This window comes from Pirellulales bacterium (assembly GCA_036490175.1).
GTDB lineage: Bacteria > Planctomycetota > Planctomycetia > Pirellulales > JACPPG01 > JACPPG01.
The window spans coordinates 1-25964 of the sequence record DASXEJ010000248.1; the positions used below are offsets into that span (position 1 = coordinate 1).

Genomic DNA, 25964 nt, shown 5'->3' on the forward strand with positions numbered 1-25964 from the left:
TGCTGCTGTTATTGCACCATTGTCGTGGCTGGCAGGGGTGGCCGATCAAGACAGGCAAGATCGCGTTGGGCACGAATCGTATTCTTCTGGAACTGCAATGTCACGAGCTCTCGGCAGACAGCTTGTGGCTAGACTTCTATGAGGAAAGTGGCTGGTTGGTCGCGGGCACTCATCGGCGTGGATGGCTGGCCGTGCTGCGTCAGCCGCAACGCACCGCGCTCGACAACGCGCTGGCCGGCGTCTATAAGATGGCGGGCGTGGATGTCGTTCGTGACCAGCTCGACGCGAAGCTCGATCCGAACGAAGTTGCCTACAAGCTTGACGAGCAGGGGCTGCGTGTCTGGCCGCTGCGTTCGCCTCAGGATGGGATGCGATTCGGCCTGCGCAGCTGGCCCCCAACTGGCCGGCAAAAGGGCGCGCCAGCCATATTGGCGACGCTCCGCGGCGATGCCGCGCAACAGCTAATTTTTGCCAGGGCCCCCATCTCCTGGCAGCGGTGGGTGGCCGTCTGGGAGCTGGACCAGGCGCATGGCGGCACGACGCAGCAAGTGCTGGCCGGCATTTCGCAACTCCCCACGCGGTCGCCGACGCCGTAAGCCAGGAGCAAGGTCTGGCGGGCCGGCTAAATCGTGCGTATTCTGGTCTTCGGCAACATGACTAGGACAGACCGGCCAACCCGCCGCGCAACTTTTTGTCTGCGCAAGACGGCTGCCAGCAAGATCGTGAAGATTCGCGGTTCCGCCCTGATTCGGACCAAATGCCAAGTTTTTTCATTCGCTGAATCCTCGGTGTGCCGTATATGTCGCACCTGCATCCGTTTCTGACAGTCAAAAAAAGCGGCTCGTCGAGCAAACTCTTCTTAAACCACCGATCGTTAGTCCCCGCAAATAGGCAACCTTGATGCGCACAGATTTGCAGCACGCCGTGAAGACACTGGCCGTCGTAACTACTTTTGCATTTGTCTACTCACCGCTTATCACTAGCCAAGCCCATGGCGAGTCTATCGACTTGACTAAGGCCGTGGTGGTCGTCTCAGCAAATGCCACGGCCCCCGAGCGTAAGGTGGTTGCCATGCTGGTCGACGAAATTGCAAAACGGACCGACATCCATCTGAGGAGCAGCGAGAAATGGCCCGCGGCGGGTACCTCTGTGATTGCTGTAGGCCGAGCGGACGCGATTGGCACGCTGGGAGGCCGGTTCGCAGACGACCTGGCGAAAGATACCAACGCCGTGGGCGAATCCGAAGGTTACCGGCTTCGCGTTCGACAAGATGACAAGGGGGCGGCCGTCTTCGTGCTAGGAAATGATCAACGCGGAGTAATTTTTGGCACCGGCCGATTGTTGCGGGCGTTGCATATGACGCCGAGCCACGTGACGCTTGCGCGCGATCTCAACGTGGCGACGGCTCCCGCGTATCCGTTGCGCGGTCATCAGTTAGGCTATCGCCCAAAGACAAACAGCTACGATGCCTGGGACTTGAAACAGTGGGAGCAGTATTATCGCGATTTGATTGTTTTCGGCACCAATGCTGTCGAACTAGTACCTCCGCGGACCGACGACGCACCGACCAGCCCACACTTTCCTCTTCCGCAACTGGAAATGATGGCAGGCATGTCTCGCATCGCCGACGAATACGACCTCGACGTATGGATCTGGTATCCGGCCATGGACCGCGACTATTCCGATCCCAACACGATCGAGTATGCACTGCGGAAATGGGGCTACGTATTCGAACACCTGCCGCGGATCGACGCGGTTTTTGTTCCCGGCGGCGATCCGGGACATACACAGCCGAAATACCTGATGGCGTTGTTGGAACGACAGGCCGAAGTCCTGCATCGTACGCATCCGCAAGCCAAGTTGTGGGTCTCACCTCAAAGCTTTAACAATGTATGGTTCGACGAGTTTATTCAAATTCTCAAACGCGACGAACCGTCTTGGCTCGCCGGGATCGTTTTCGGCCCGCAAGTCCGTGTAAGCTTGCCAAAGCTACGCGAAATGGTGCCCGAACGCTATCCGATCCGACACTATCCCGACATCACACATAGCCGACAGTGCCAGTATCCGGTGCCAGACTGGGACTTTGCTTACGCCGTAACCGAAGCGCGCGAGTGCATTAACCCTCGACCGCAGGGACAAGCGACGATCTTTCGGCTACTGCAGCCATACACTATTGGATTCCTTACCTATTCGGAGGGATGCAACGACGACGTCAATAAGTTCATCTGGAGTGGATTGGGCTGGGACCCGCAGACCCCGGTGATCGATATCCTACGCGATTACGCTGGCTACTTCATCGGAGACAGCTATCGCGACAATTTCGCGCAGGGGCTATTAGCTCTCGAGGAAAATTGGCAAGGGCCGCTCCTCTCGAACTCCGCGGTCGACACCACACTTGCCGAATTCCGAACGATGGAGCGCAACGCCACTCCCGCAATCCGCGGCAATTGGCGGTTTCAACAGGCCCTCTTTCGAGCTTACTGCGACGCTTACGTCCGCAGCCGACTAACGTCCGAGACCGAAGCTGAGTACAAGGCGCTCGCACATCTGCGCGCTGCCAAGTCGGGCGAGACGATGAAGGCCATCGCCGAGGCCGAGGCATTGCTCAACGCCGTCCCCACACCCAGCGGCGCGAGCGACCTGCGAACTTGCGTGTTCGAGCTAGCCGATGACTTATACAAGAGCATCCGCATGCAATTGAGCGTGAGCCTATATAAGGCCATCGGTGTCGACCGTGGTGCAACCCTCGACACTCTCGATTATCCACTCAGCAATCGCTCATGGATCATGCAGCGGCTAGCGGCCGCGCGCAAGCAACCGGACGAACCGAGTCGTTTGAGCGCGATCCAGGAGATCGTCGATTGGTCAAATCCTGGACCGGGGGGATTTTACGATGACCTGGGAAATACGACACGCCAGCCGCACTTGGAGCGAGGCGAAGGATTCGATCGCGATCCGGCATTCCTTGCCAGTTCGCGCGCGGGCTTCGCCGGCGGCGATGCACCGCGCGACATCGCACCCAACATTGCCGGAGCTTGGCGCACCAGCTGGCTCGATCATGCCGAATCGCTGATTGATGCCCCACTTACGATGCGCTACAACGATCTCGATCCGACGGCCGAGTACAAACTGCGCGTGGTGTACGCCGGTGATGGTCTGGAAAAAAAAATCCGCCTAATCGCCGATGACGACATCGAGGTACACCCTTACATCAGCAAACCTCGTCCGATCCGGCCGATCGAGTTCGATATTCCGCGGGCGGCGACCAGGACCGGCACATTGATACTACGCTGGAATCGCGAGCCGGGCCGCGGCGATAACGGTCGCGGCTGCCAAGTTTCCGAGGCGTGGTTGATAAAGAAGTAGCAAGTAATCGGCAGCCGATTTTCGGTGAAAAACGGCATACGTTCCGGCGTGACGTTACGGAACTTACCGGTCGCAAGACCGCGATCGCTGAGAGCAGCTCTACATGACTCTTTCTCCCCGGTTCGAGCAGGCGCTTGTCTATGCCGCGATGATTCATTCCGGACAGTCCCGCAAGGCCTCAAACGTTCCGTACCTCGCCCATCTGCTGTCAGTAACTGCTCTGGCGCTTGAACACGGCGCCAACGAAGATGAGGCCATCGCGGCGCTTCTGCACGATGCGGCTGAGGATGCCGGGGGGCAGGGACGGTTGGCCGATATTCACACGCGCTTCGGTGCCAACGTCGCCAATATGGTAGCGGATTGCACCGATACCTACGACACACCAAAGCCACCCTGGCGGGCGCGGAAAGAAGCTTACATTGCTCATTTACCACGGGCTTCGCGCGGTGCGCTGTTGGTCTCCTGCTGCGATAAACTGCACAATACACGCGCGATCGTCGCAGAACTCCGAAGGCTCGGCGCAGACACTTGGAAACATTTCAAGGGAGGCCGCGAGGGCTCTTTGTGGTATTATCGGCTCCTCGCCGAAACGTTTACCAAGACAGAGTTACCACGAGGCCTGGTCGACGAACTACGTCGAACCGTAGAGATCATGGAACGATTGGCTACCGAGAAATCGTAAAGGTATCGCCAGGTTCCGTCGATCAGGATGTTTTTATTCCGATACGCGCACGGGAATCATCGAAAGAGCTTGGTTCCCAATTGGCGATTCTTGCACCGGCGCCGTCAGATCGTATCACAATGCCAACCGCGCGCATTCTACCACCATCGCGACTTCTGCCTACGTCATGACGCATAAAGACCGTCTCATTGCGGGGGGAAATACGCCCCAAAAATACGATCAAGGCCTTGATCGGGTGAAGGCCAATTACATGGCCCTTTCGCCGCTTACGTTCCTGGCAAGGGCCGCCTCTGTGTATCCCGACCATCCGGCTTGGATCCACGGTCCGCAGCAGGCTACGTATGCCAAGTTTTATACCCGCTGCCGCCGGCTCGCATCGGCTCTACAGCAACGAGGTATTGGCCTGGGAGATACGGTGGCGGTTATAGCCCCCAACGTACCCGCCATGCTAGAAGCTCATTACGGTGTGCCTATGGTCGGCGCCGTAATTAACGCCTTGAACATTCGGCTCGATGCTGCGGCGATCGCCTTTATTCTCGACCACGGCGAAGCTCGCGTGCTGATCACCGACCGCGAGTACTCGCCCACGATTCGCGAAGCTTTGCGACTTGCCAAATCTAAACCGCTGGTTATCGACATCGATGATCCACTGTATACCGGCACGGGCGAGCCTCTCGGAGGGATTGAATACGAAGAGTTCCTCGCCGGCGGTGATCCTCAGTTTCCCTTTGTTCTGCCGATGGATGAATGGCAGGCCATCGCACTGAACTACACGTCTGGCACGACGGGCGATCCTAAAGGCGTCGTCTTTCATCATCGCGGAGCCTATCTCAATTCACTCGGAAACACGATCGTTTGGAGTATGCCGCCGCATGCCCGGTATCTGTGGACGCTACCAATGTTTCACTGTAACGGCTGGTGCTTTACTTGGGCATTGAGCGTAATCGCCGGCACCCACATTTGCTTGCGTAAAACAACGGCAGAAGCCACTTACGCCGCCATCGACCAGCACAATGTAACGCATTTCTGCGGCGCTCCCATCGTGCTAAACATGCTTGCCAACGCGCCGTCGGACGTTCGTCGCCCAGGAGGTCGCACGATCGAAGTGATGACAGCCGGCTCCGCCCCTCCCACAGCTGTTATTGCGGCCATGGAAGCGCAGGGATTCCACGTCACGCACGCCTACGGTCTCACCGAGACCTATGGCCCAGCCGTGACCTGCGCCTGGCACGACGCCTGGAACACGCTGCCAGCGCACGAGCAAGCTACGCTAAAAGCCCGGCAGGGTGTCCCCTATCCGGTAATGGAAGGATTGATGGTGGCCGACCCCGAGACGCTCGTCCCCTGCCCTGCTGATGGGCAAACGCTGGGCGAAGTTTTCATGCGCGGCAACATCACAATGAAGGGTTACTTGAAGAACCCACGGTCGACTCAGGCGGCATTCGCTGGCGGCTGGTTTCACTCCGGCGACTTGGCCGTAATGCACCCGAATGGCTACATCGAACTGAAGGATCGCTCGAAGGACATCATAATTTCCGGCGGCGAGAATATCTCGACGATCGAAGTTGAAGGGGTTCTATACCAGCATGCATCGGTGCTCGAGGCGGCCGTGGTCGCCCGGCCTGATGAGACTTGGGGCGAAACGCCCTGCGCGTTTGTTACGCTCAAAGACGGTTGCGCAGCGAGCGAGCACGACATCATCGACTTTTGCCGTACGAATCTGGCGCACTTCAAAGCGCCCAAGACAGTCATTTTCGGCCCGCTGCCGAAAACTTCGACAGGAAAAATTTTGAAGTACGCCCTGCGCGAGCTTGCGGCCAAGCTCTAATCGTGGCTTGATCGAAGGACCATGTGGAAAACAACTGACCGGTGCCTATGATCAAGATGATTGCTGTCGATCCTGTAACCGACGGTTGATTGCAGTCGCCGGAGTAGGCGAGATTTGCTAAAAACCAATCGACGGAGATGAAGGAATCTGGACGCATTTGCACAACAAAGAAGGAGCCTGAACGTGCGCAATCTAAATAAATGGCTGATGGCGGCTTTATTCGCCGTGGCGCTGGGCGGAGCCTTGATCTCGATCGAACAACCGGCGGCCCGCGCCGTTGCCGCCGAGGAAAAAGAAGGCGATCATTGGCGCAACTTCGACGGTCACTGGAGCTACTGGCACGAAGGTGATAAACGCTGGTACTACACCGACGGTACGCACTGGTACTACCACAACGGTACCAGTTGGGTTGTCTACCAATTCGATAAGCTGTTCGGCCTGAATGGGTTTCACCACGGCGACTACAAGGCCCCGCCCCCCGGCGCCAAGGTTGTAGTTCCCACGCACGGCATCTTTCATCGTCCGTAAGCGGGAGTTCGCGGCAATTGCGCTACAAGCGCCGATCGCGGGCGGCAACCAATGAATTGACAACGGGCCGTTGAAGTGTCGGTGTGGGGCGGTACTCGCCCCATGCCGACTTTGTCTGTGTCTATTGTCCGTCGGCGCTTAACTGCTCGGTAATCTCGACCATGCCGACGTCGATATACTGCCCCCCGCTAGTCTGTCGACAATGGACGCCGAGCACATTCTCGCCGTTGCGCAAAGCCGCCCGTGCGCGGGGGGAAATCGGCACCAATTGATAGTCGCTGCTGTATCCAGAGAGCTTCGCCGCCTGCACGCCGTTGATATAGACCTCTGCGTCTTCATCATGGTAAATCCGCAACCAGATGCTTTCTCGATCGACGTCTTCGAGCGTGAATCTGCGCCGCAGAAAAATCTCTGGCGTGTTCCAAACGGTATTAACCGCTGCGCCCGGCGTACCCACGGTTCCGAAACCTCCTGGCGCATCAGTCCAGCTGTGATCGTCGAAATCAGGGAACGCCCATCTCACTCCCTGCGGCGTGATCGTGTACATCCAATGTTGAGCTGTTGGCTGCGAAGTTGCCATGATCGTGCGCACCAGTGGAGGCGGAAGATATAGTCTGGCGGCCGCGGCAGCAGCCGCATGCTCGTCGACTTTTACCACGGCGCGGTCATAGGTTATCAGGCCGTTGACTTCGATTTCGACGTCGGTCGTTTGCGTATAGACCGCGGCACTCAATCCAGGGTCGGCCACCATCGGGCGCAGAGCCTCGAGGAGATTGAGATACCCACTATTGAGCTCGTCACCGGTTTTTAGATTGCGATAGCCCCAGTTCTTTTCGCTTTGCCAGGTATGTCCGCGCAACGGCAGCCCCAGACCGCCAAACTCACCCAGCACGGCCGCGCGATTCTCCTCCGGCGGCGGTGAGCCGGGACCGGGATAGACGTGAATATCGTGTACGTCGCCAACTTGCATGTCATTCCAACCGCTGGCGCCGCAGACAAGCCGCGACGGATCAAGCTCCTCAACATATCGTGTCAAACGGGGTGTGTCGTACTGTCCCCACCCTTCGTTGAACACGACCCACATCACAATCGATGGATGGTTGAAGTGCGTTTCCACCATCCGGGTTAATTCGGACTCGAACTCTTGTGCGGAATCGGACGTGCGTTTGATTTCCCCCTTGCCGAAGGCCACCGAGCGATCGCCACTGGGCATATCTTGCCAGACCAGCAGCCCCAACTTGTCGCACCAGTAATACCACCGATCCGGCTCGACCTTGACGTGCTTGCGGACCATGTTGAAGCCCAATCGTTTGGTCACTTCTAAGTCGTAACGCTGGGCCGCGTCACTGGGAGCCGTATATAAACCGTCAGGCCAAAAGCCTTGATCCAATGGACCGTATTGAAATAAAAAACTGCCGTTAAGCATGATCCGCGTGAGGCCCTGCGCCGACTTGCCAATCGAAACATCACGAAGCCCGAAGTAGCTGTCGACCATATCGGCCTCACGATCGGCGTCGCCAATCGATACCTTCAGGCCATACAGAAATGGATCCGCTGGGCTCCAAGGATGAGCATCGGGAATGTCCAACTCAATTGTCTGCCCCATGACTCCTGTGCCGGCGGCGACGCGATCGTTGCCTGACAACGCCACCAATCGCACGGTATGATCCTCGGCCGCCGCGGTCCCATTGACGGTGACCCGCACCAAGCCCGCCTTCAGGTCGGGTACGATGCGTAGCGAAGTAACATGAGCATCGGCTACCGGCTCGAGCCACACGGTCTGCCAAATTCCGGTGGTGGGCGTATACCAGATGCTATGCGGCTTGCGTACTTGCTTACCGCGTGGCTGAGTGCCGGAATCTGTCGGGTCGTAAACCCCGACGATTAATTCTTGCTCGCCCGAGACTTTCAACGCCTCGCTAACGTCAAACTGAAAAGAGTCGTACCCACCGCGGTGGGTGCCAAGCTTCTTGCCGTTAACCCACACACTGGTATCCCAGTCGACGGCGCCAAAGTGCAATATCACACGCTTGCCCCCCCAACCTGCCGGCACCGTGAAGGTACGTCGGTACCAGATGCGCTCGGCGCTGCGCATGATCCCAGAGAGTGCCGACTCGACCGGAAACGGAACTAGGATCTGCTCGGCCAGTAGCTTGCCGATCGGCGGCGCCGCGTCCCGCCCGGCCACCGCGAATTGCCATAGCCCGTTGAGATTCTGCCAGTCGCGGCGCACCATCTGCGGTCGCGGGTATTCCGACCACACCTTATCGGGACGCACGTCTTTGGCAAATCGTGTCAGCAGTGGCCCCGCGGCCGGCTTCCAGTCGTCCGCCCAGCCAGTCGTAGCAACGAAGCCTAGGACGAGTAATCCCAGCACGCGGCAAATCGACATGCGGTTGACTCCGCGAAGCAAAAGAGGTGCCGAACAAAGCATCCGTCGCCAGCCGTTGACGTGGTCGTGGCACGGTGCCTTTAGGCTAGCTCAGCCGGGCCGGGGATTCAATGCGCGAGACTTCGGCGGCTCGCTGCGATCCGCTGGCGCGCCACGTACATCGCCAAACCGACGCAGCCCGTCGCGGCCAAAACCAAGCTCGCAGGCTCAGGCACGGGGGACGAAAACGACAGGGTGACATCATAATCATCTGAACCGACCGGATTGTCGGCAAATACCAGTTCCACCCGATTGTCAAAGACTTCAAACGACGCCAAATCCCGGCCCGCGTTCTTTACAAACGTCGCCGACGAAAGGTCGACTAGATTCGGCAAAAAAGTCGTCGCACCCGAGTTGGGCAAAGTTGCCTGCGTGCTGGGGTCCCAGGCCACACCGTTAAGCGAAAGTGAGGTGGGTAACCCCCAGAAGTAATGCTCCAGTGTGGCCCCGGTGTTAGTGATAATGATTCGATCGCTGCCGTCGATCGTTCCGTGCAGATGAAGCAATGTTTGCACCGTGGTCGCTTTCTGCGGCTCTTTAGTCAAAACGACCTGAAACGAATACTGGTCATCTCCGTTCGGCGTATCGGCCATATGAACGAGCAAATCGTTCCCATCTATTTCAGCGGCAACCTGATCGCGTCCAGAGGTCTGCACGACGTTGACTCGATAGTCCGTCAAGTCATTGGGGATAAACGGCGTGCCTGGCGCCGCCAATGTGCTCTGGGTCTGAGGTGTCCAAGAAAGGCCATCGAAGTCGACTGTTCCCGGAAATGCAAAATAGGTATGAGTCCACACCGCCTGTGCCGGGCTGACATCGATGGTATCGCTGCCGTCGATGCGCCCGGAAAAAGGAATCGTGATCGCATCAGCGCCAGCCCGCGACCAGCACAAACAAAGAAGAGCCGCCAGTTGCCAAGCACAGCGACGCAATGGCATGATGCCCCCAATATGACTTTTGATTCGATTGTTTGATGCGGCGAATAGTTTACGCGTCGACTCGTCGCACGACACATCGGACGTTTATCGTAGCCTCACGGTGAATCTGGTTCAACGCATGAGATGTATGCCAGGCAACGTCGATCCGGCTTGCCGTGGCAGGAATTGACAGGTAGCCGCGGAATTCGCACTGGACCATAACCCGGCCACGCCCTACGATTTCGCGCCAATACCACCGAGTCTCCGGTCGGTTCCAGTTTCATGGTGTGAATCCACCCGCTAGCAGAATGATGACCGTCTCGACACAAACCCGCCGCGGAAACCTGAGATTTATGGTCCGGGCTTTGCGCCATCGCAACTTTGCCCTGTTCTTTAGCGGGCAACTGGTGTCGCTCATCGGCACCTGGTTGAGCATGGTGGCCACCAGCTGGTTAGTGTACCGGATGACTCGCGAGTCCCAGCCCGAGCATGCCGCCATGATGCTGGGAGTCGTTAACTTCGCGGCCCAGATTCCCATCTTTTTACTAGCTCCCGTAGCCGGAGTGTGGCTCGACAGGCTGAATCGGCATCGCGTGCTGGTATGCACCCAAACACTCTCGATGTTGCAGTCGTTCGCGATGGCGTATTTGGTCCTCTCCGATCGAATTACCTTGGGCCAAATCATCGCCCTCAGCGTCTTTCAGGGAATCGTCAACGCGCTCGATATTCCCACCCGACAAGCGATGATCGCGCAAATGATCGACGAGCCTGAAGACCTCGGCAATGCGATCGCGCTGAATTCTTCCATGGTGCAGTCGGCGCGATTGGTAGGCCCGGGCATGGCAGGATTGTTGATCTACCAATTCGGCGAAGGCCTCTGCTTTCTTATCGACGGCTTTAGCTATTCCACGGTCATTATTGCCTTGCTCGCCATGCGGATGGTCTACGTTCCTCGCACGACAAAGCACCCTCCGGTCATGACCTCCCTGCGCGAGGGTCTAGTTTACGGCTTAGGGTTCGCTCCTATCCGAGCGCTGCTATCGATCGTGGCCACGGTCAGTCTGATGGCCATGTCGCAATCGGTATTGATGCCCATTTACGCCAACCAAATCTTAGGAGGTGAAGAGCGCACGTTGGGATTGTTGCTCGGCAGCGCGGGTCTGGGGGCCTTGTTGGGCGCCATTTACCTCGCATCGCGAACGAGCGTTCTAGGATTGGGCCGTGTCATTGCCGTGGGGGCAGTTGGTCTTGGCTTGGCTATGATTCTGCTGGCATCGTCCCATTCGCTGGTCATTTCGATCGTTGCCCTGCTGGTCGCCGGCGCCTCGCTTTTAGTGCAGGCAGCGTCGAGCAATACCCTGTTGCAAACGATCGTCGACGAAGACAAGCGCGGACGCGTGATGAGCCTATTTGCTATGGCCTTCATGGGCATGGCTCCGTTCGGCAGTCTGCTGGCCGGCACTATCGCCACCGAGATCGGTATCCGCCTGACACTCGCCGCTGCCGGAAGCGTGTGCATTGTCGCTGGCTTTGCATTTGCCCGGCATCTGCCATCCATTCGGTCGCTCGTCCGACCGATCTACATTGCCAAAGGCATCTTGCCTGCCGTCGTGGCCGACGTGCAGGCAGCTACAGACATTCCGGCTGCAGAAGTTGCCGCACTTGGCAACGGCGGCAACGTCCAGAATTCGCAGTCCGAAGAGCGCCTGTCCAGCGAACCCGCAATTCGTGTCAATCGATAAAGAAGTCCGGCTGCAATTCGTGCCCCGGCTCAGTCGCGTATTGGTTCAGGTCCTGCACGCCATGCTGGCGCAACACGTCGTCATCAATGAAGAAATTGCCGGTACACGTCGCACTGTCGCTTGTGAGAATGCAGTAGGCGGCATCCCCCATGATTTCCGGCTTGCGACAGTTAGGCCGGGCTTGCGGCGCGAGCAAGTTTTCGACCGCGGCGGTCCAGATTACAGTGCGCGGCCACAGCGCATTGACGGCGATCTTCTGTTCAGCCAGTTCCGCTGCCATGCCCAGCACGCACATGCTCATGCCAAACTTGCTCATCGTGTAGGCGACGTGGCCGGCGAACCATTTGGCTTCCATGTTTAAGGGCGGCGCCAGGTTGAGAATGTGGGCGTTGTCGCTTTTAGCCAGGTGCGGAATGCACTTCTGTGAGCACAAGAACGTACCGCGCACGTTGACACCATGCATCAAGTCAAACCGCTTGATCGGCGTGGCGGTGGTGGGAGTCAGAGAAATGGCGCTGGCATTGTTGACCAGGATGTCGATACCGCCAAAATGCTGCACCGCTTGGGCAACGGCTGCCTCGACCTGCTCTTCATGACGGATGTCGACCGCCAGCGCTAGCGATTGTCCGCCAGCCTGCTCAATTTCCTTGGCGGCCGTAAAGATCGTGCCGGCCAGTTTTGGGTGTGGCTCGGTCGTCTTGGCGGCAATCACAATGTTCGCACCATCGCGCGCAGCCCGCAAGGCGATCGCCTTGCCGATGCCGCGGCTGGCGCCGGTGATAAAAATCGTCTTACCCCGCAGGCTGGGCATGGGACTCTCCGCGCGTTAGAGGTTGGAAATGTTCATTGCGGGCAATAACATTCGCGGCACGCCTCGACATCAGTGAGCGTAAGACCGCCCATCGCATTATCTCTAATTGTCAACGCGGTTCGGATCCCAGATCGTGGCCGCAATATACCGATCCGACTTGGGCTGGTCGTGATAGTAATACAATGTGACGACACGACCATCAGGACGTTGGACACTGCGTGGGTAGCCCACGTCACGTCCTCCGCCGTCGTCGCGTAGCACGATTTGCTTACCCCAGGTGCGACCGCCGTCGCCACTCAGGCAAGCCCGCATTCCGAATGGGGGCCTGCGATATCCGTACGTCAGACACACTCGACCATCTTTTAATTGGATCATGGCAGCAGGATTTCCCTCGCCTGTGTCTGGCACGGGAGTGCCCGCCGCCTGCCAGCTGCCGCCATCGTCGAGCGACCGATACAGGTCAATCCATTTCTTGTCCCCTTCATGGTGCCGCAAGGCTGTCAGAAGTTCCGCCGGCCCCAGCCGCACTGTAGACGGCATGATCGAGAATCCGGTCGGCTCGGACCCAATCCAGGACATGAAGTTCCATGTTCTGCCACTATCTTTTGTGCGCGCGCACAGAACGCGTCCCTCTTCACGATCCTGCTTGGCCGCCGTCAGGAATAGCTGGCAATCGTGCGGACCGTTGACCAGATAATCGGTTCGGGCGGCGATGTTTATTTCGGGATGCCCTACGAGCGCCAAACGAAACGGCCCCTGCCAAGAGTGACCACGATCCGTCGAATAAGAGAATCGCGATGGACCTACGTCAGCATCCGTCATCCGCAACGTCATGGCAAAATCAGGATGCGTGAAATCAACGTCGCCCGGGCATTCCTGCCAGGGCTTTTCGACGAGCCCCGGCGGTGTCACGCCATGCAGCGCCTTGCCGATCGGAATGAGCGCCCCCTTAGCCGCCGGGTTCTCGATCTTCCAAGTGCGACCGCCGTCGAGGCTGCGAGCCAATAAATGCTCCTCTGGCTTGTCATGGTCGATATTGTGCCGTTCAGGCCCAAGGTCCTTGTAATATCCCGCGCCAAAACCAACCAGTATCTCGTCCCCCCACGACCAGATACCGTGGTTGGCCGGCCAACCGCCAAATCGTCCCGGCACTCGATAGACGTCGACGTTCTCAACATCCAATGCCGCCGCATTACCAACGCAAGCTGTCAAAGTACAAATAATTAAGCTGAACGTTCGAGCAAGATATCTCATGAGAAGCTGTCCTTAGTGGCACACTTGCTTGTTGATTACAGTTCGCCGTGAGACGTAATCGCATGATGACGCGCCCTCAGGCAAAGGGACGTTGCTGAGAACGTAGGGTAACCGCCCACAGCGTCGAGCGGAATCATCGGTGGTAAGAAGCCACGTATTATTTCTTCAAAGTAAGTATTTCGCCAGATGCGCGATCAATGCGTCTCCATTGGCAGGTTGACTGCGGAATCCAACGTAACCATCGGGACGAATCAGGTAGAGGGCCGACAGTCCGGCACCGTAGCGATTGTGTAGCGATAAGTCAGAGTCGAAATGCGTAACGCCCGGCGTGCCCCGCAAAGCGACTATGTACACCGAGAGCAGGTTGGGATATTGCGCGCAGGCGGCAGCCTGGATCTCGGCAAGTGACCTCATGCCAGACTCGGCTTCAATACCCGATAACAACAGTAGGACGTGTCTCGTACCGCGCAACAGGTCAAACAACTGCAAGGTTTGTCCGCTTGTCGCATTGACCAACGGCGCGTCGGGGGCTCTGTCGCCTGCCGCTACTCCGCCCCTGCCTCCCCAGAAATGCGCCAAAGGGCTTCTTTGATGTTCGCCTGAGATCGGACTGTGACGATAATTGATCGACAACTCCGTAAGAGTGCCGCTGATCGCGTGTTGAACAACTTGCAGAGATCCGAACAAACGATACAGCCCATCGCGAAAACCTTGCGCCAGTGGATTCCGCAAGGTCGCGGCCTTGGTCATGATGCCGGCGTTGCGCAGCACTTGATCACCAACTTTGCCTCTCTCGCTCGCATAGCTGTCGAGCAGCACGTCTGATGCGTTTCCATGATGCACAAGCGCCAGCTTCCAGGCCAAGTTGAAGGCATCCTGCATGCCGGTGTTCATACCCTGACCACCGGCGGGACTATGAATGTGCGCTGCATCGCCTGCAAGAAACACGCGACCGTGTCGATAGTCGGCTACTTTGCGTTCATTGATCCGAAAGCCGGCCAGCCAGACCGGATCTCTCAGCACCAATCCGCCGGGCCCGCGCCCGTCGACGATCGTTTGTACGTCTGCCAACGATGGGTCCGTCGGCCGGCTTGCGTGCTGGGAAGTTCCAAGGTCGGCGATGATCCGAAATCGTCCTCCGACGATGGGAAACAGCGCCAACACCCCCTCGCGGTGGAAATAGATACTAATCTCGTCGGTAGGAAGCGATCCACCGATGTGGACATCGGCCAACAGCCAGTCGCTTAGTTCTGCCTCGCCCGTGAAATTGATGCCCAGCGTATGTCGCACTGTGCTATGGGCACCATCACAACCCATTAGCCAGGCACTGCGCACCTGCTCGTCCGCGCCGTTGGCCAGACGCATGGTCGAAGTAACCCCACAGGCATCGGCCGCGAAGGTGGTGAGCTCGACCGACCGCTCGGTCTCGATGCCGCACCGCGAAGCATGCACGGCCAGCAATCGCTCGGTCTCGCTTTGTGGAATCATTAGCGCATAGTCGAAGGGGCTTTCCACTTGCAGTGACACGCGTAGCAACCGCTCGCCACGACTGTAAATACTGGCCCCATGAACCCGCAACCCTGCTTCGACGAATGGCGCCGCAGTGCCCATCGCGTCGAGCATCTCCAGGCTGCGACTCCATAGCACGAGCGCCTTCGACTTGTCAGACGGCTCGGCACATTTGTCGATCAGGCGGCAGGTCAGGCCGTGCCGGGCCAACTCGGCGGCCATGGTGAGTCCGACCGGTCCGGCCCCCACAACCAGGGCATCAATATTCGTAGTTACCTTTTCCAACATCATGAGATAGTCTGTCCTGGAACTGTGGGGTCCTTGCCGTCACGGCTGCAGATGTATCACCATTCGCCCGTCACCGCATAGCGATAATCGATGTTCGATTGCGATTTGCTCGTCGGCCGATATGCCAATCGTTTCTCCATCGAGCAGAACGGGACCGCGATCGATTAGGTAGTGCGCAAAATTAAACAATCGGTCCACCAACTCATCGGCGGTCCAATTGCATTGCGACACTTCAAGCTCCATATGATCCAGGGCTTGGAGCCCCGTCGTGAAACCATAAAGCGAGCCGTCTGGGTTTTGGCCCACACGGAATCCAATCCAGAGGAACAAAGGCAGGTGTTCACGGCTCATGTTTCGCGCGAGCGCGCGAAATGTTGTAGCCGAATGCACCAGACCGGCGACGACCCAGAATATGCCGATCACGCTCGGGACGGCAGCCAGAGCCGCGACGACACGCGTCATTGTCATCCACAGTTTGATGGGATCTGCTTTTTTCGCGAACACGGTAACAACCAAGTGGGCTCGCTGTCGCCGCAGTTCGACAGACGCTTCCGGCCACAGCGACGAGGCCGCGATTGGGCCCTCCAAATCCTGTTCTGGTATCGCAGCCGCCATGAGGGCCAGCGCCACGTCATGCCCAGTGAATTCAAAAGTCAGAATGTCGCCCCGACGACGAAATTGATGCGGCCCCTCGGTCCCTGGAGATTCTGCGGAGAGTATGCGCGACAGCTCGTCGTCCGGTGGCAATCGCGTTCTGTCGAGTGCCACGAGGCTCAGCACAAGTGCCATGATTTCCCTAATTCGTGATCGTCAAATGGAGTCGACTCGCACCTGTGAGACACCGATCGTACTGACAATCAGAACCAGCGCCGCTTGTCGACCACGTTGAGCAACTCCTCGCCAGCTGCGAAGCGACGGATGTTTTCCAGCAGCACGCCCAGATGCCGCTCGGCAATGTGGGGCGAGGCGCCGGCCAGATGCGGAGTGATTATGACATTTTCGTATCGCCATAGCGGATGGTGTGCCGGCAGCGGCTCGGTCTCGAAGACATCCAAGCCGGCGCCGGCGATTTCTCCGGCCGCTAGCGCGTCACAGAGGTCGGTCAAACGTACGATAGCGCCGCGCCCTATGTTGATCAAATACGCGGTGCGCTTCATCTGCCTGAACTGGGCCCGTCCGAATAGTCCGGCCGTCTCCGGGGTATGTGGCGCGGCGATCACGACGTAGTCGCTCTCCGCCAACAGGTCGGGTAGCCGGTCGGGCGTCCATAACGCGTCCACGCCCTTGGGCTTCTCGCGTCGATCCGGATCGATGGCGATAATATGCATCCCGCAAGCCAACCCGCGCTGCGCGATTTCGGCCCCTATATTCCCTAGCCCGACGATGCCCAGAGTGGCGCCGGCCAGCTGGCGATGCGCTCGATCGATTGGTGTAGTCACACCCGCCCCATAAGCGAAGCTGACGCGTGCTGTCTCACCACCAACAGGTTCCCAGCGTGCCTGCGACTGATTGCGAATGTAGTGATGCAGATTCCGCGCGAAGCAAGTAATAAAGCCCAGCACGTGATCTGCGATGCAATCAGAGAATAGGCCTCGCATATTCGTGAGCACGGCGTCGTGCTCGACCAATTCCGGAAACAGGTAATGCTCCATGCTGGCCGTCGGCGCCTGAATCCAGTGTAGACACGGAGCTCGGGACAGCAGTTCCGGCGTAATGCGGCCGAAAAAAGCATCCGCGTCGGCGATCTCGCGCAGTGCGTGATTCTCGTCAATTGCGTTGACGACACGGCCTTTGGACAAGACGCGTTCGATTGCGCCCAATCGCTCGGCATCGACGGCCGGATAGATGAGCATCTTCATAGGTAGAATTACGGATGTCTGGCCGCGTTCATTAAGGAGTAACTGCCGGGCCGCGCGACCACTTTATCACGTCTGGGCTCAGGATGTCCAAATCCTGGCAAACGATAGAGTATGGTGCTCGACGGTTCAGCGTCGGCAGTTCGTCCAACACGCTGATAGTGGCAGATGTCAAAAAGTGCTTACATTCCAGACGCGGTTTCTTCTCATGCCATCGCCAGGAATATTTGAGCGATGAATTGACCGTGTTTCCAACCCTCGCGTTGTGCAAAGCAATATGCAGCCTGGGTCTGAACATCGGCACCGGTCGCGACGATGTATTCTCTCGCGAGGCTGAATCTGGCAAGACGGTGAGATTGCCAGGAAATGCAAAGATCCGGATCGGCTCCGCTCGTTGGCGCATCGCTACGGGTGGCGATTTCAAACCGATCGGTTCGGACGAAGCCTTTACTCTCATTGACTTATCAGCGACGAAATGCGCCAGAGCGTCGTCAGACTCGTGCAAGGCTGGAGGCACACGGGCAATACTCTTCTGGTGCAGGTTGCCAGAGCGAGCTCCTCTCGATCCGACCAGTGACCAGAACGTCAAGTCGGTAGTTGAGCAATCGATTCTTAATACTGCTTCGGTTCCCGTGCGCCCGAAAAACGGACCTAGAAACCGCGGCATCTTCGCGTCGCGTAAATAATGCTGCCGAGCGAGAGAGCCTGCCCGGCAGACCGCTCGGCCGGCGAGCTTCACTGCCAGGAGACGCCCTATCTTCACCAGTTCCCCAGTCCTGTCGCCTGACGCGGGGCTTTCGGGACCACGTTATCCGCAAATCTCGTGAAATCTTCCTAACCGGCAAACTCGGCCCAAAGCGAAGGCTCGATTCTGCCGATCATTTCCCCAGTGATCCGCCAGCTCAGATTGTAGAGCTGCGCGACATCCTGCGGTGATTGCCTAATTGCCGCAGACTGTCGGACAAGGGAAAAGCATGAGCCAGCACGGAACGACCAACCGATCTACGCCCCGCGGCATCAGCCATGCAGGCCTTTTGGCCTCGGTGGTGGTGTGCGCGATCGGCCTCAGTGGCTGCCAGCTCGCGGAGAACATCGACGTCGCCAAATGCATGGTTCCACCCAATGAACCGCACGAGTTTGCCGCGCCAACGAACTACGGATATTTCCCCACGATGTGGCGTCCGTGGCCGGGCGCCGAGGCTGGTCCCGGGACAAGTCCAGCACGCGACAAATCGCGGGAGGAAGTTTCAGGAAAACAGGGCCCAGAGACCTTGCCCGAGCCAGAGGCCGAGGGGAACAAGGAATCGCTCGAACCGGGCATGGAGGATGTGTTTGACCTGCCCGCCGCGCCTGAAGGGGATGCTATGCCAGGTGCGGAAGAACCTATGGAAAAGGGCGCCGAAGACAACGCCCCCGACACAACCATTCCCGAAGATCTGTCTCCCCCGAACGCCGCACCGCCCGCGGAGGGTGAACGACTTCCGGGTGCCCTGATTCCCGACGACGGTCCGCTACCCCCTCCGGAAGCAGCTCCGGAAAAAGGTGCCTGGAATTTGGAATTGCTCCCCACGGATGCTCCGGCAGGTGCACTCATACCTGACGAAAGACCGGAAACGGCGGGTGGCAAAAATCCGACGCCCGCCCTGCTGGTGCCTGAAGACGAACTGGGGCGCAATCGTGGTCGCACTCCGAAGCGCGTAGAAAATGCCTTGCGACCGACGCCCGTCCGAGGCGCCTCTACAACCGAGCCGGTAAAGGGGAACGCATTCCGTTCCTTCTCGCGAGACATAAAACTTGCAGAGAAGTCGTCGAACGACAACGCCGACGGGCCGGCATTGATAGTACCGACGCAAATCGAGAAGTCGCCCAAGCGTATATCGGCCGTTGTTGAAAGCGCTGCCGACGAACAACCGTCGGCAGATAACTTGTCGGCGGAGAATACCTCGACGAGCAAGTCGTCCGCGGGTAAGTCGACGGCGGGTTGGCGAGCCAACGCTGCTCGTCCTCAAGCCAAGCAACGTACGCCAACGTCGACGGCGTCGACCAACAGCGAGGGTTGGCAACGGCGGCCATCGCGCACTGTCTACCCTGCTCAGCAAACGGCCCATACCGACAGCCAACCGCAGCCCATAGACCGCTCAGGCGAATCTACGAGCAGCGAAGCGGGCAATCCGTTGCGGTAGCTTCGAATGCCGTGTGCCCAAAAGCCGCACAGCAACACAGCCCTCGCCGCACGTCGAGGGTCGTCGGGCGGGCACTTCAATCGCTCGAGGGTGGTCGACGCCCTGTACGCAGCCTGATAAACTGTACAGTACCCTCCCGGCGTCGGCGGATCGTTCCGCAGCCGGCATGCGCGACACGTCGGTTGCGTCGCCAGGACGTGGTGTGGTTTCCGTCGCATAAGAGTCGCCGACCGCATCCGAATGGCCTTTTACTGGCGTCTTGTCGATTGCCCATCAAGCAACTCGCGGAGTGCCGTCGCAACCAGCATCTTTCCTTCTCAGGACGGGCCCAAATCTACTCCGTAGTGCGGTCAAGCTAATCGTGTAGACCGATCAGGCGATGCGCAACGAAACCCAACAGCCGCCGACGGCCGAAATCCGCGAGCTGCGGCGGCGGATTACCGCTCTGGAATGCGAACTGGCCGGCCATCGGCAACGGGCCGAGCGGGTGGCCGAGTTCTTCACATTGTCTCACACCGAAGAACGACCATTTCTGGCCGCTCTGGCCGAGACTCTCGCGATTGTTTTGGAGGCCAAGTACGTGATCGTCGGCGGGTTGGATTGCCAGCGCAATGTGATTCAGGCGCCAGCCATCTATTCTCACGGCACGACGGTCACCGGCAGCGACTACGTACTGGCCGGAACTCCCTGCGCAGATATTATTGGCAATCTCCGTTACACGTGCATACCAGACGTTCGCCAGCGATTTCCGCACGATCCCCTGCTGGCCGAGTCGAACATCGACAGCTTCGTCGGCATGCCGTTGCTCGACAGCAAGGGCGCCCCGCTAGGCCTGCTGGCGGCCATGTGGACGGCGCCGCTAGTTGACCTGCACCAGGCCGAATCGGTCTTATCGCTTTTCGCTGGGCGCGCCGCGCGTGAACTTGAACGCCTCCGCTCAGACCAAGCACTGCGGGCGAGCGAAGCACGCTTTCGCACGCTATGCCAGGCCGCGCCGACGGGGATCTACGAATGCGACGAACGGGGGTTCTGCACGTTTGTTAGTACCCAGTGGGAAGAAATGACGGGGCGTTCCAATCAAGACCTGCAGGGGTTCGGCTGGCTCGAACTTGTACATCCAGACGATGTTGCTTCCGCGCGCGAAACCTGGCACCAGGCCTTTCTGCAGAATCGCCCTTTTTTAGATGAGTTTCGCATTGTGCTCGGCACAGGTGAGGTGCGCTGGGTGCGGGCTGCGGCCAAACAAATTGGCGGGGCCACTGCAAAGCCGGCCAGCTTCGTCGGTTGCATTGAGGATATTACCGATCGCAAGCAGGCCGAGATCGCGCAGCGCGCCATCGAGGAACGCTTCCGCGCTTTCATGGACAACAGTCCGGCGGTTGCTTTCATGAAAGATGGCGCCGGACGCCGCGTCTATGCCAATCGCCCTTACATGCAACGATTTCAGGTCGGCGACGCCGCCGTGCTCGGCAAGACCGATTTGGAAATGTTCGGACCCGACGTAGCACGCAAACTGGCCGCGAATGACGAGCGCGTGCTGGCTGAAGGGCGTGCTGTCGCAACTGTTGAGACCTTGCCCACGGCCGATGGCGTACTGCGCCACTGGCTGGTCTACAAATTCCCTGTCGAAGCACCGGCTGGCGAACGGTATGTGGGCGGGGTGGCAATCGACATTACCGAAAGGCGGCATGCCGAGGACGAATTGCGAAAAGCCCGTGACGAGCTCGAACGGCGCGTAGCCGATCGTACCAGCAGCCTAACCGCGGCCAATGACCGAGCGCAAGAAGAGATCCTCGAACGCGAATCGGCCGAAGCCGCCTTGAGAACCGAGCAAACCTTGCTGCGTCGCCTGCTCTTTCGCCAAGAGGCGGAACGCAAGCTGCTGGCCTACGAAATCCACGACGGCCCCGTGCAATACGTTACGGCGGCACTCATGCACTTGGAATCGGCTCACGATGCGATCATTGGCGCGCCGCCGGTCGTCTACGAGTCATTCGATACAGCACTGGGCTTATTGCGTGATACCATCCAGGAAGCGCGGCGCATGATCAATGGCTTGCAGCCGATGGTGCTCGACGAATCGGGGCTGGTGCCGGCCATCGAATGCCTGATCAATGACCACTTCGACAGCCAAGTCGTTCGTTTTGAACACCATTTGCGTTCCGAGCGGTTGACACCGCTTCTCGAAGGCGTGCTTTTTCGCATCTGTCAGGAAGCCATTACCAATGCTATGAAGCACAGTCAGTCTCCAGCCGTTCAGGTGAGGCTCCGCCAGGACCATGCCTGGGTGCGGCTGGAAGTTATCGACCAGGGAATAGGCTTCGATCCCGACCAACGCAATTTCTCTAATTCGTTCGGGCTGCGCGGCATCCGCGAACGGGCTCGGCTGCTGGGCGGCCACGCCATGATCGACAGTGCTCCGGGGCATGGCACGCGAGTCGCCGTAGAGCTGCCGGTGAGAGACCTTTAGCAACGCATCCATCGGGGATTAAAACAGCCGCCGCACCATGACACGCATCTATCTCGACAACGCTGCCACGAGTTGGCCCAAGCCAGAAGCCGTTTACCAGGCAATAGATCGCTACCAACGCGAAGTTGGCGCCTCGGTTGGTCGTGGCGTCTATAGCGATGCAGTCACCGCACTCGAAATGGTGGACAGCACGCGTCGCGCTCTCGCGCATTGGATCGGCGCACCGAAATCGAGGCACGTTGCATTCACGCTCAATGGCACGGATGCACTAAACACGGCCATCCATGGAGCACTCTGCGACGGCGGTCACGTCGTCACCACGCTGGCGGAACACAATTCCGTGCTGCGCCCCCTGGCGGCGCTAGCTGATGCCGGTCGGATCGAGGTAAGCCGCGTTCCCTGCGACGGCGCCGGCGTGGTCGATCCCGCAGAGATTCGCCGTGCGCTGCGCCCCTCGACGCGACTGGTCGCACTGGTACATGCCTCGAACGTCACAGGGGCCATCCAGCCGGCCGAAGAGATCGGCCGTATCGTTCGCGAGCACGGCGCACTCTTCCTGCTCGACGCCGCGCAAACCGTGGGCGAGATCCCCATCGACGTCGAGCAGCTGCACGTTGATCTCTTGGCGGCTCCAGGGCACAAAGGGTTACTGGGGCCTTTGGGGACAGGTTTCCTGTATGTTCGCCCCGGAGTCGAGGCATTCATTCCCCCTTTTCGTCAGGGGGGCACGGGAACTCAAAGCGACCGCAGCCGGCAGCCTGACGTCCTGCCCGAGAAATACGAAGCCGGCAATCTGAACGTGCCAGGGATTGTCGGTCTGGGTGCAGGGCTTGCCTGGCTCCTGGCCCAGGAAATCGAATCGTTGCGCGGCAAGGCCATAACCCGCACACGACGATTGATCGAAGGGCTGACCGCGATAAAAGGAGTTCGCGTTTATGGCCCTCGACTGGCCGAAGCCCGTGTGGCAGTAGTCAGCATGACGCTGGCCGGGTACGATCCGCAAGAGCTTGCGGCGACTTTGGACGCGACCTTCGGCGTGCAAGTGCGGGCCGGTTTGCATTGCGCTCCGTTAATGCATCGGGCACTCGGCACGGCACCGTCCGGCGGCACGGTACGATTCAGCCCAGGTCCGCTAACTACCGACGCCGAAATCGAGGTGGCCATCGCAGCAGTGGCCGAAGTCGCTGCCCAGGCGCCCGTGACGTGATCGGCTCGACTAACAATCAGATCTGGCGACAAGTACAGCATCCGCATTCTTGCCAGCCAGCCCTTCAAAGACCAACTTCTCGGAGGATATAAATCGCATGGACGACAAACCATGGTATAGCGATGGACTCCGTTTCAAATGCACCCAGTGTGGTGATTGCTGCACCGGGGCGCCCGGCTATGTTTGGGTGACCAACGACGAAATTGCGGCGTTGGCCAAGCGGCTGGAGATGACCGTCAAGGACTTCGAGCACGACTACGTCCGCAAGGTTGGCGTACGCAAGAGCCTGGTCGAATACGACAACGGCGATTGTGTGTTCTTCGACGGCGAAGCGCGGCGCTGCACGGTCTACGAAGACCGGCCCCGCCAATGCCGCACCTGGCCCTTCTGGGAATCGAACGTCCGCACCCCTGCCACCTGGAAGGAAACCTGCGAGGCCTGCCCCGGCAGCGGTAAAGGAAACCTGGTACCAGTCGAAAAGATCATCGAGCAGCTAAAGGTCGTGCGCATCTAGGAGACGTTCCTGAAGCTGAGTGCGGTCTATCTCATCGCGCGCCTCCCTGGGCTGGAAACGACGTAGGGCTTTTGCCCTAGATGCTCGATGTCGCGCTGTGCGTTTGCGACGCGCGGCCAGCTTTTGCGCCCCCGGCCGAATTTGCAATTGACGGCGGGCCGCGCCGATTTATTCAATTATTGGAATTATTCAACGCTGCAATAAACGACGACGTTGACTTGACCAGCCGGACATAAACCTACGTTTTTACGGCAAATCCGTGCGAACCGCGACCGGCGAACGTCACGTTAGCGCCGTCGCCGCCAAGTGGAATCGGGCGAGGCCGTGCTCGTCGCTATAGGTCTGCACCCGTGCGACGGCTTGGCCGAAGAGGACCATTCCTGAGCGTGCCCCAGGGCACGATTCGCAGTGACGGCTGTTGTTCGATCGCGGCGAATGCTCAGACGTAGCCGCAATTCCCCGCCGTCGCGTGGCGCGAGACGTTGCAGGATTTCAAGTTGATGCAGCGCCGGGGCGCAACGCATGAGCCCAGCGTTCAGAAGCTCGCAGAATACTTCCTGCCCGAGCACCATTAATTCCACCGGCCGAGCACGTTTTGTCACGTCCGAGCGCCCCAGCGAGTAACCCCCCAACAACCCGACGCTGCGTCCACAACGGCAACACCGTCATTCCCTCGCCGCAGCCTTTGCAAGGCATGCCTCGATTCTACCGACCGACCTGGCTCGATTTCGAGACGCCGTCGAGGCGATTCCGTCGGAGCAATACCTGCGGTTTACGAATGCCCGCCATCGATATCACACGGGGCCTGATAGCGAACTTTTTTGCTGCCGGATGATCGTCAACCATTGTTCCCTGCGCGCATTACGGCGCGGGCTGTTTACGTCGCATCCTAAGAATGAGTCGGTGAGGACGGCTTAGTGTGCTGCCTCAGCGTCAACGTGGGCGAGCGTTCTGACGCGTAACGGTCGTTTCGGGGAACAGCGCTTGGATGGGAGCTGGTGGCGGGTGTGGTACCGTACAAGCGGAGACTACTCGCGCGGATCATCACGGCTGCCCATGTCTCGGTTCGACCGCACCATGCCGGCGTGCTAGCAAGACCGCAAGCGGCAGCAATACGAACGACGTGCCGCCCGCAGCTGTGCTGCATTGTGCAGCACTACGGAGTCTGGGGGAGAATTGCTCACGGCACGTCGTAAATTGGACCGAAAATAAGGATCATAACGATCGGGTTTCGACGATCTATGCGTCGGGGGTGAGGGCCATGTCGGGCAGAGCCATCAAGCAGTTAGCCGCCGCGGCTTCATTACTCGTTGCATCGGGTTGCTGCCAGGGCCGTTCCCTGACAATTCATATCGCCTGGGGAAGTCCCCGTCCGCAGTGTGTCGCGGAAGATTGCGACTCGTGCTGCCAGCCGGCGCACTCGGAGGCCAATGCACCCCAACAACTCGATGCGGCGCCGGAACCTGAGCCGCCTACCGATGAGCAAACACCGCGACGGCCGCCAAGGCGCGAGGTGATTATGCCGGACGAAGATGGAACCGTGGTCCCCTAAGCTCGAAGGCCGCCAGTCGTTTGCTTCGGCGATGTCATCTTTTCGAGCACTCTTGGACGCCTAATTTGCGTTAGCACTCTCCGCTAACACCGTCACCCAATCGAACACATTTGGCACGCGTGTACTGCCATTTTGTGAAGAATCGGCTAGCCCGAACGGTCCGGTTGTACCTCCCTCATCGGCAGGGTAGAACTACAGCCGCCAATGATTGCTCCCCGATGGCCGGGGTCGGTCTTGTGGCCGTTTGCGCGCTTGAAACTCAGATAGCCTTGGGCAAACCGGTTTCAGCGTTGCAAGGAGGGCAGCCTCGTGACGATGGAAACCGCTTGGCACGCGCCGTTTCAGCCTCCCTGTCAACAGGGGCTCGAGCTATTGCTCCGAGCGTATCGCTATGCGGAGGCGACCGGCACTGATGCATGGTCTTTTGCCATCGACCGGGAAACGCTTGACCGAGCCGGCATGGACCTGAGCGACCTCCGCTGGTTGAATGCCGCCGGCTTCGCGCTGCATGCCGACGAAGTCACACATCCGGCCGATAGCCAGCGCCGATTTGGGCCAACTGGGTTGGCAAGCATCAGCCGCGTGAGTTGCTTCACCCTGACGCCGCGCGGCGCCAAGGCCCTACAAAATATTCTCGTGTCTCAAGCTCCGTCAGGCCCAACTGATGAACAAGCCCATTTGGATGACAAATCCACACAATGGCCTACTGCCTCCAAAGTGTTACCCGATCGTATCCCACGAGCGCAGACTCCCTCGTGGGACGGCGAGAACCGTGAGCTGAGGCTGGGGGCGATTGTCATCAAACGGTTTCGCGTCCCGGCCCGCA

At 58.9% G+C, this 25964-nt stretch carries 18 protein-coding genes; 11 read left to right on the forward strand and 7 right to left on the reverse strand.

The window, feature by feature from the left end:
• From VGG64_18565 to VGG64_18585, 5 genes are all read left to right on the forward strand, one after another.
• A partial coding sequence (locus tag VGG64_18565; GenBank protein HEY1601610.1) for a hypothetical protein occupies positions 1 to 596 on the forward strand: 596 nt, incomplete at its 5' end.
• Between the two features lie 304 nt (positions 597 to 900).
• Complete coding sequence (locus tag VGG64_18570; protein HEY1601611.1) at positions 901 to 3366, forward strand: hypothetical protein; 2466 nt, start codon at positions 901 to 903, stop codon at positions 3364 to 3366.
• Between the two features lie 103 nt (positions 3367 to 3469).
• The gene (locus VGG64_18575; protein ID HEY1601612.1) at positions 3470 to 4048 is read left to right on the forward strand and encodes an HD domain-containing protein; all 579 of its coding nucleotides are present in this window, start codon (positions 3470 to 3472) and stop codon (positions 4046 to 4048) included.
• 166 nt (positions 4049 to 4214) lie between these two features.
• Positions 4215 to 5876: an acyl-CoA synthetase gene (locus tag VGG64_18580; GenBank protein HEY1601613.1), complete on the forward strand. Its 1662-nt coding sequence runs from the start codon at positions 4215 to 4217 to the stop codon at positions 5874 to 5876.
• 183 nt (positions 5877 to 6059) lie between these two features.
• Positions 6060 to 6404 (forward strand): hypothetical protein, encoded by a 345-nt coding sequence (locus VGG64_18585; GenBank protein HEY1601614.1) that lies wholly within the window; start codon positions 6060 to 6062, stop codon positions 6402 to 6404.
• Between the two features lie 121 nt (positions 6405 to 6525).
• On the opposite strand, the gene VGG64_18590 is transcribed toward VGG64_18585, so the two are convergent.
• Together VGG64_18590 and VGG64_18595 are read right to left on the reverse strand one after the other, a co-directional pair.
• Positions 6526 to 8796 (reverse strand): glycoside hydrolase family 2 TIM barrel-domain containing protein, encoded by a 2271-nt coding sequence (locus VGG64_18590; GenBank protein HEY1601615.1) that lies wholly within the window; start codon positions 8794 to 8796, stop codon positions 6526 to 6528.
• Positions 8797 to 8903: 107 nt separating this feature from the next.
• Positions 8904 to 9773 carry a hypothetical protein gene (locus tag VGG64_18595; GenBank protein ID HEY1601616.1) on the reverse strand — a complete coding sequence of 290 codons (870 nt, stop codon included), beginning with the start codon at positions 9771 to 9773 and terminating at the stop codon, positions 8904 to 8906.
• A 287-nt stretch (positions 9774 to 10060) separates the two neighbouring features.
• On the opposite strand from VGG64_18595, the gene VGG64_18600 reads away from it, so the two are divergent.
• Positions 10061 to 11494 carry an MFS transporter gene (locus VGG64_18600; GenBank protein HEY1601617.1) on the forward strand — a complete coding sequence of 478 codons (1434 nt, stop codon included), beginning with the start codon at positions 10061 to 10063 and terminating at the stop codon, positions 11492 to 11494.
• Here VGG64_18600 and VGG64_18605 read toward each other — a convergent pair.
• The 5 genes from VGG64_18605 to VGG64_18625 all read right to left on the reverse strand — a co-directional run bounded on the left by VGG64_18605 (position 11484) and on the right by VGG64_18625 (position 17215).
• Positions 11484 to 12305, reverse strand: coding sequence for an NAD(P)-dependent oxidoreductase (locus tag VGG64_18605; protein ID HEY1601618.1), 822 nt, complete (start codon positions 12303 to 12305; stop codon positions 11484 to 11486). The genes VGG64_18600 and VGG64_18605 overlap by 11 nt on opposite strands.
• Positions 12306 to 12407: 102 nt before the next feature.
• Entirely contained in the window at positions 12408 to 13559 is a 1152-nt protein-coding gene (locus VGG64_18610) for a sialidase family protein (protein ID HEY1601619.1), read from the reverse strand.
• 165 nt (positions 13560 to 13724) lie between these two features.
• On the reverse strand, positions 13725 to 15359 hold the full coding sequence (locus tag VGG64_18615) for an FAD-dependent monooxygenase (protein HEY1601620.1): 1635 nt from the start codon (positions 15357 to 15359) through the stop codon (positions 13725 to 13727).
• Between the two features lie 36 nt (positions 15360 to 15395).
• A complete protein-coding gene (locus VGG64_18620) occupies positions 15396 to 16145 on the reverse strand; it encodes a DUF4261 domain-containing protein (GenBank protein ID HEY1601621.1) in 750 nt (249 codons plus the stop codon).
• A 68-nt stretch (positions 16146 to 16213) separates the two neighbouring features.
• Positions 16214 to 17215, reverse strand: coding sequence for a D-2-hydroxyacid dehydrogenase (locus VGG64_18625; protein HEY1601622.1), 1002 nt, complete (start codon positions 17213 to 17215; stop codon positions 16214 to 16216).
• 971 nt (positions 17216 to 18186) lie between these two features.
• On the opposite strand from VGG64_18625, the gene VGG64_18630 reads away from it, so the two are divergent.
• The 5 genes from VGG64_18630 to VGG64_18650 all read left to right on the forward strand — a co-directional run.
• On the forward strand, positions 18187 to 19395 hold the full coding sequence (locus VGG64_18630) for a hypothetical protein (GenBank protein ID HEY1601623.1): 1209 nt from the start codon (positions 18187 to 18189) through the stop codon (positions 19393 to 19395).
• Between the two features lie 379 nt (positions 19396 to 19774).
• Positions 19775 to 21865: a PAS domain S-box protein gene (locus VGG64_18635; GenBank protein HEY1601624.1), complete on the forward strand. Its 2091-nt coding sequence runs from the start codon at positions 19775 to 19777 to the stop codon at positions 21863 to 21865.
• 37 nt (positions 21866 to 21902) lie between these two features.
• Positions 21903 to 23072: an aminotransferase class V-fold PLP-dependent enzyme gene (locus tag VGG64_18640; GenBank protein HEY1601625.1), complete on the forward strand. Its 1170-nt coding sequence runs from the start codon at positions 21903 to 21905 to the stop codon at positions 23070 to 23072.
• Between the two features lie 97 nt (positions 23073 to 23169).
• Positions 23170 to 23586 carry a YkgJ family cysteine cluster protein gene (locus tag VGG64_18645; GenBank protein ID HEY1601626.1) on the forward strand — a complete coding sequence of 139 codons (417 nt, stop codon included), beginning with the start codon at positions 23170 to 23172 and terminating at the stop codon, positions 23584 to 23586.
• 1861 nt (positions 23587 to 25447) lie between these two features.
• Positions 25448 to 25964 (forward strand): hypothetical protein (locus VGG64_18650; GenBank protein HEY1601627.1); only part of this gene is annotated, 517 nt, incomplete at its 3' end.

Coding starts and splice junctions, on each gene's coding strand:
- VGG64_18630 (HEY1601623.1), top strand. CDS start 18,187: ATGAGCCAGCACGGAACGACCAACCGATCTACGCCCCGCGGCATCAGC.
- VGG64_18580 (HEY1601613.1), top strand. CDS start 4,215: ATGACGCATAAAGACCGTCTCATTGCGGGGGGAAATACGCCCCAAAAA.
- VGG64_18645 (HEY1601626.1), top strand. CDS start 23,170: ATGGACGACAAACCATGGTATAGCGATGGACTCCGTTTCAAATGCACC.
- VGG64_18595 (HEY1601616.1), bottom strand. CDS start 9,773: ATGCCATTGCGTCGCTGTGCTTGGCAACTGGCGGCTCTTCTTTGTTTG.
- VGG64_18625 (HEY1601622.1), bottom strand. CDS start 17,215: ATGAAGATGCTCATCTATCCGGCCGTCGATGCCGAGCGATTGGGCGCA.
- VGG64_18610 (HEY1601619.1), bottom strand. CDS start 13,559: ATGAGATATCTTGCTCGAACGTTCAGCTTAATTATTTGTACTTTGACA.
- VGG64_18575 (HEY1601612.1), top strand. CDS start 3,470: ATGACTCTTTCTCCCCGGTTCGAGCAGGCGCTTGTCTATGCCGCGATG.
- VGG64_18590 (HEY1601615.1), bottom strand. CDS start 8,796: ATGTCGATTTGCCGCGTGCTGGGATTACTCGTCCTAGGCTTCGTTGCT.
- VGG64_18640 (HEY1601625.1), top strand. CDS start 21,903: ATGACACGCATCTATCTCGACAACGCTGCCACGAGTTGGCCCAAGCCA.
- VGG64_18620 (HEY1601621.1), bottom strand. CDS start 16,145: ATGGCACTTGTGCTGAGCCTCGTGGCACTCGACAGAACGCGATTGCCA.
- VGG64_18570 (HEY1601611.1), top strand. CDS start 901: ATGCGCACAGATTTGCAGCACGCCGTGAAGACACTGGCCGTCGTAACT.
- VGG64_18635 (HEY1601624.1), top strand. CDS start 19,775: ATGCGCAACGAAACCCAACAGCCGCCGACGGCCGAAATCCGCGAGCTG.
- VGG64_18615 (HEY1601620.1), bottom strand. CDS start 15,359: ATGATGTTGGAAAAGGTAACTACGAATATTGATGCCCTGGTTGTGGGG.
- VGG64_18605 (HEY1601618.1), bottom strand. CDS start 12,305: ATGCCCAGCCTGCGGGGTAAGACGATTTTTATCACCGGCGCCAGCCGC.
- VGG64_18600 (HEY1601617.1), top strand. CDS start 10,061: ATGATGACCGTCTCGACACAAACCCGCCGCGGAAACCTGAGATTTATG.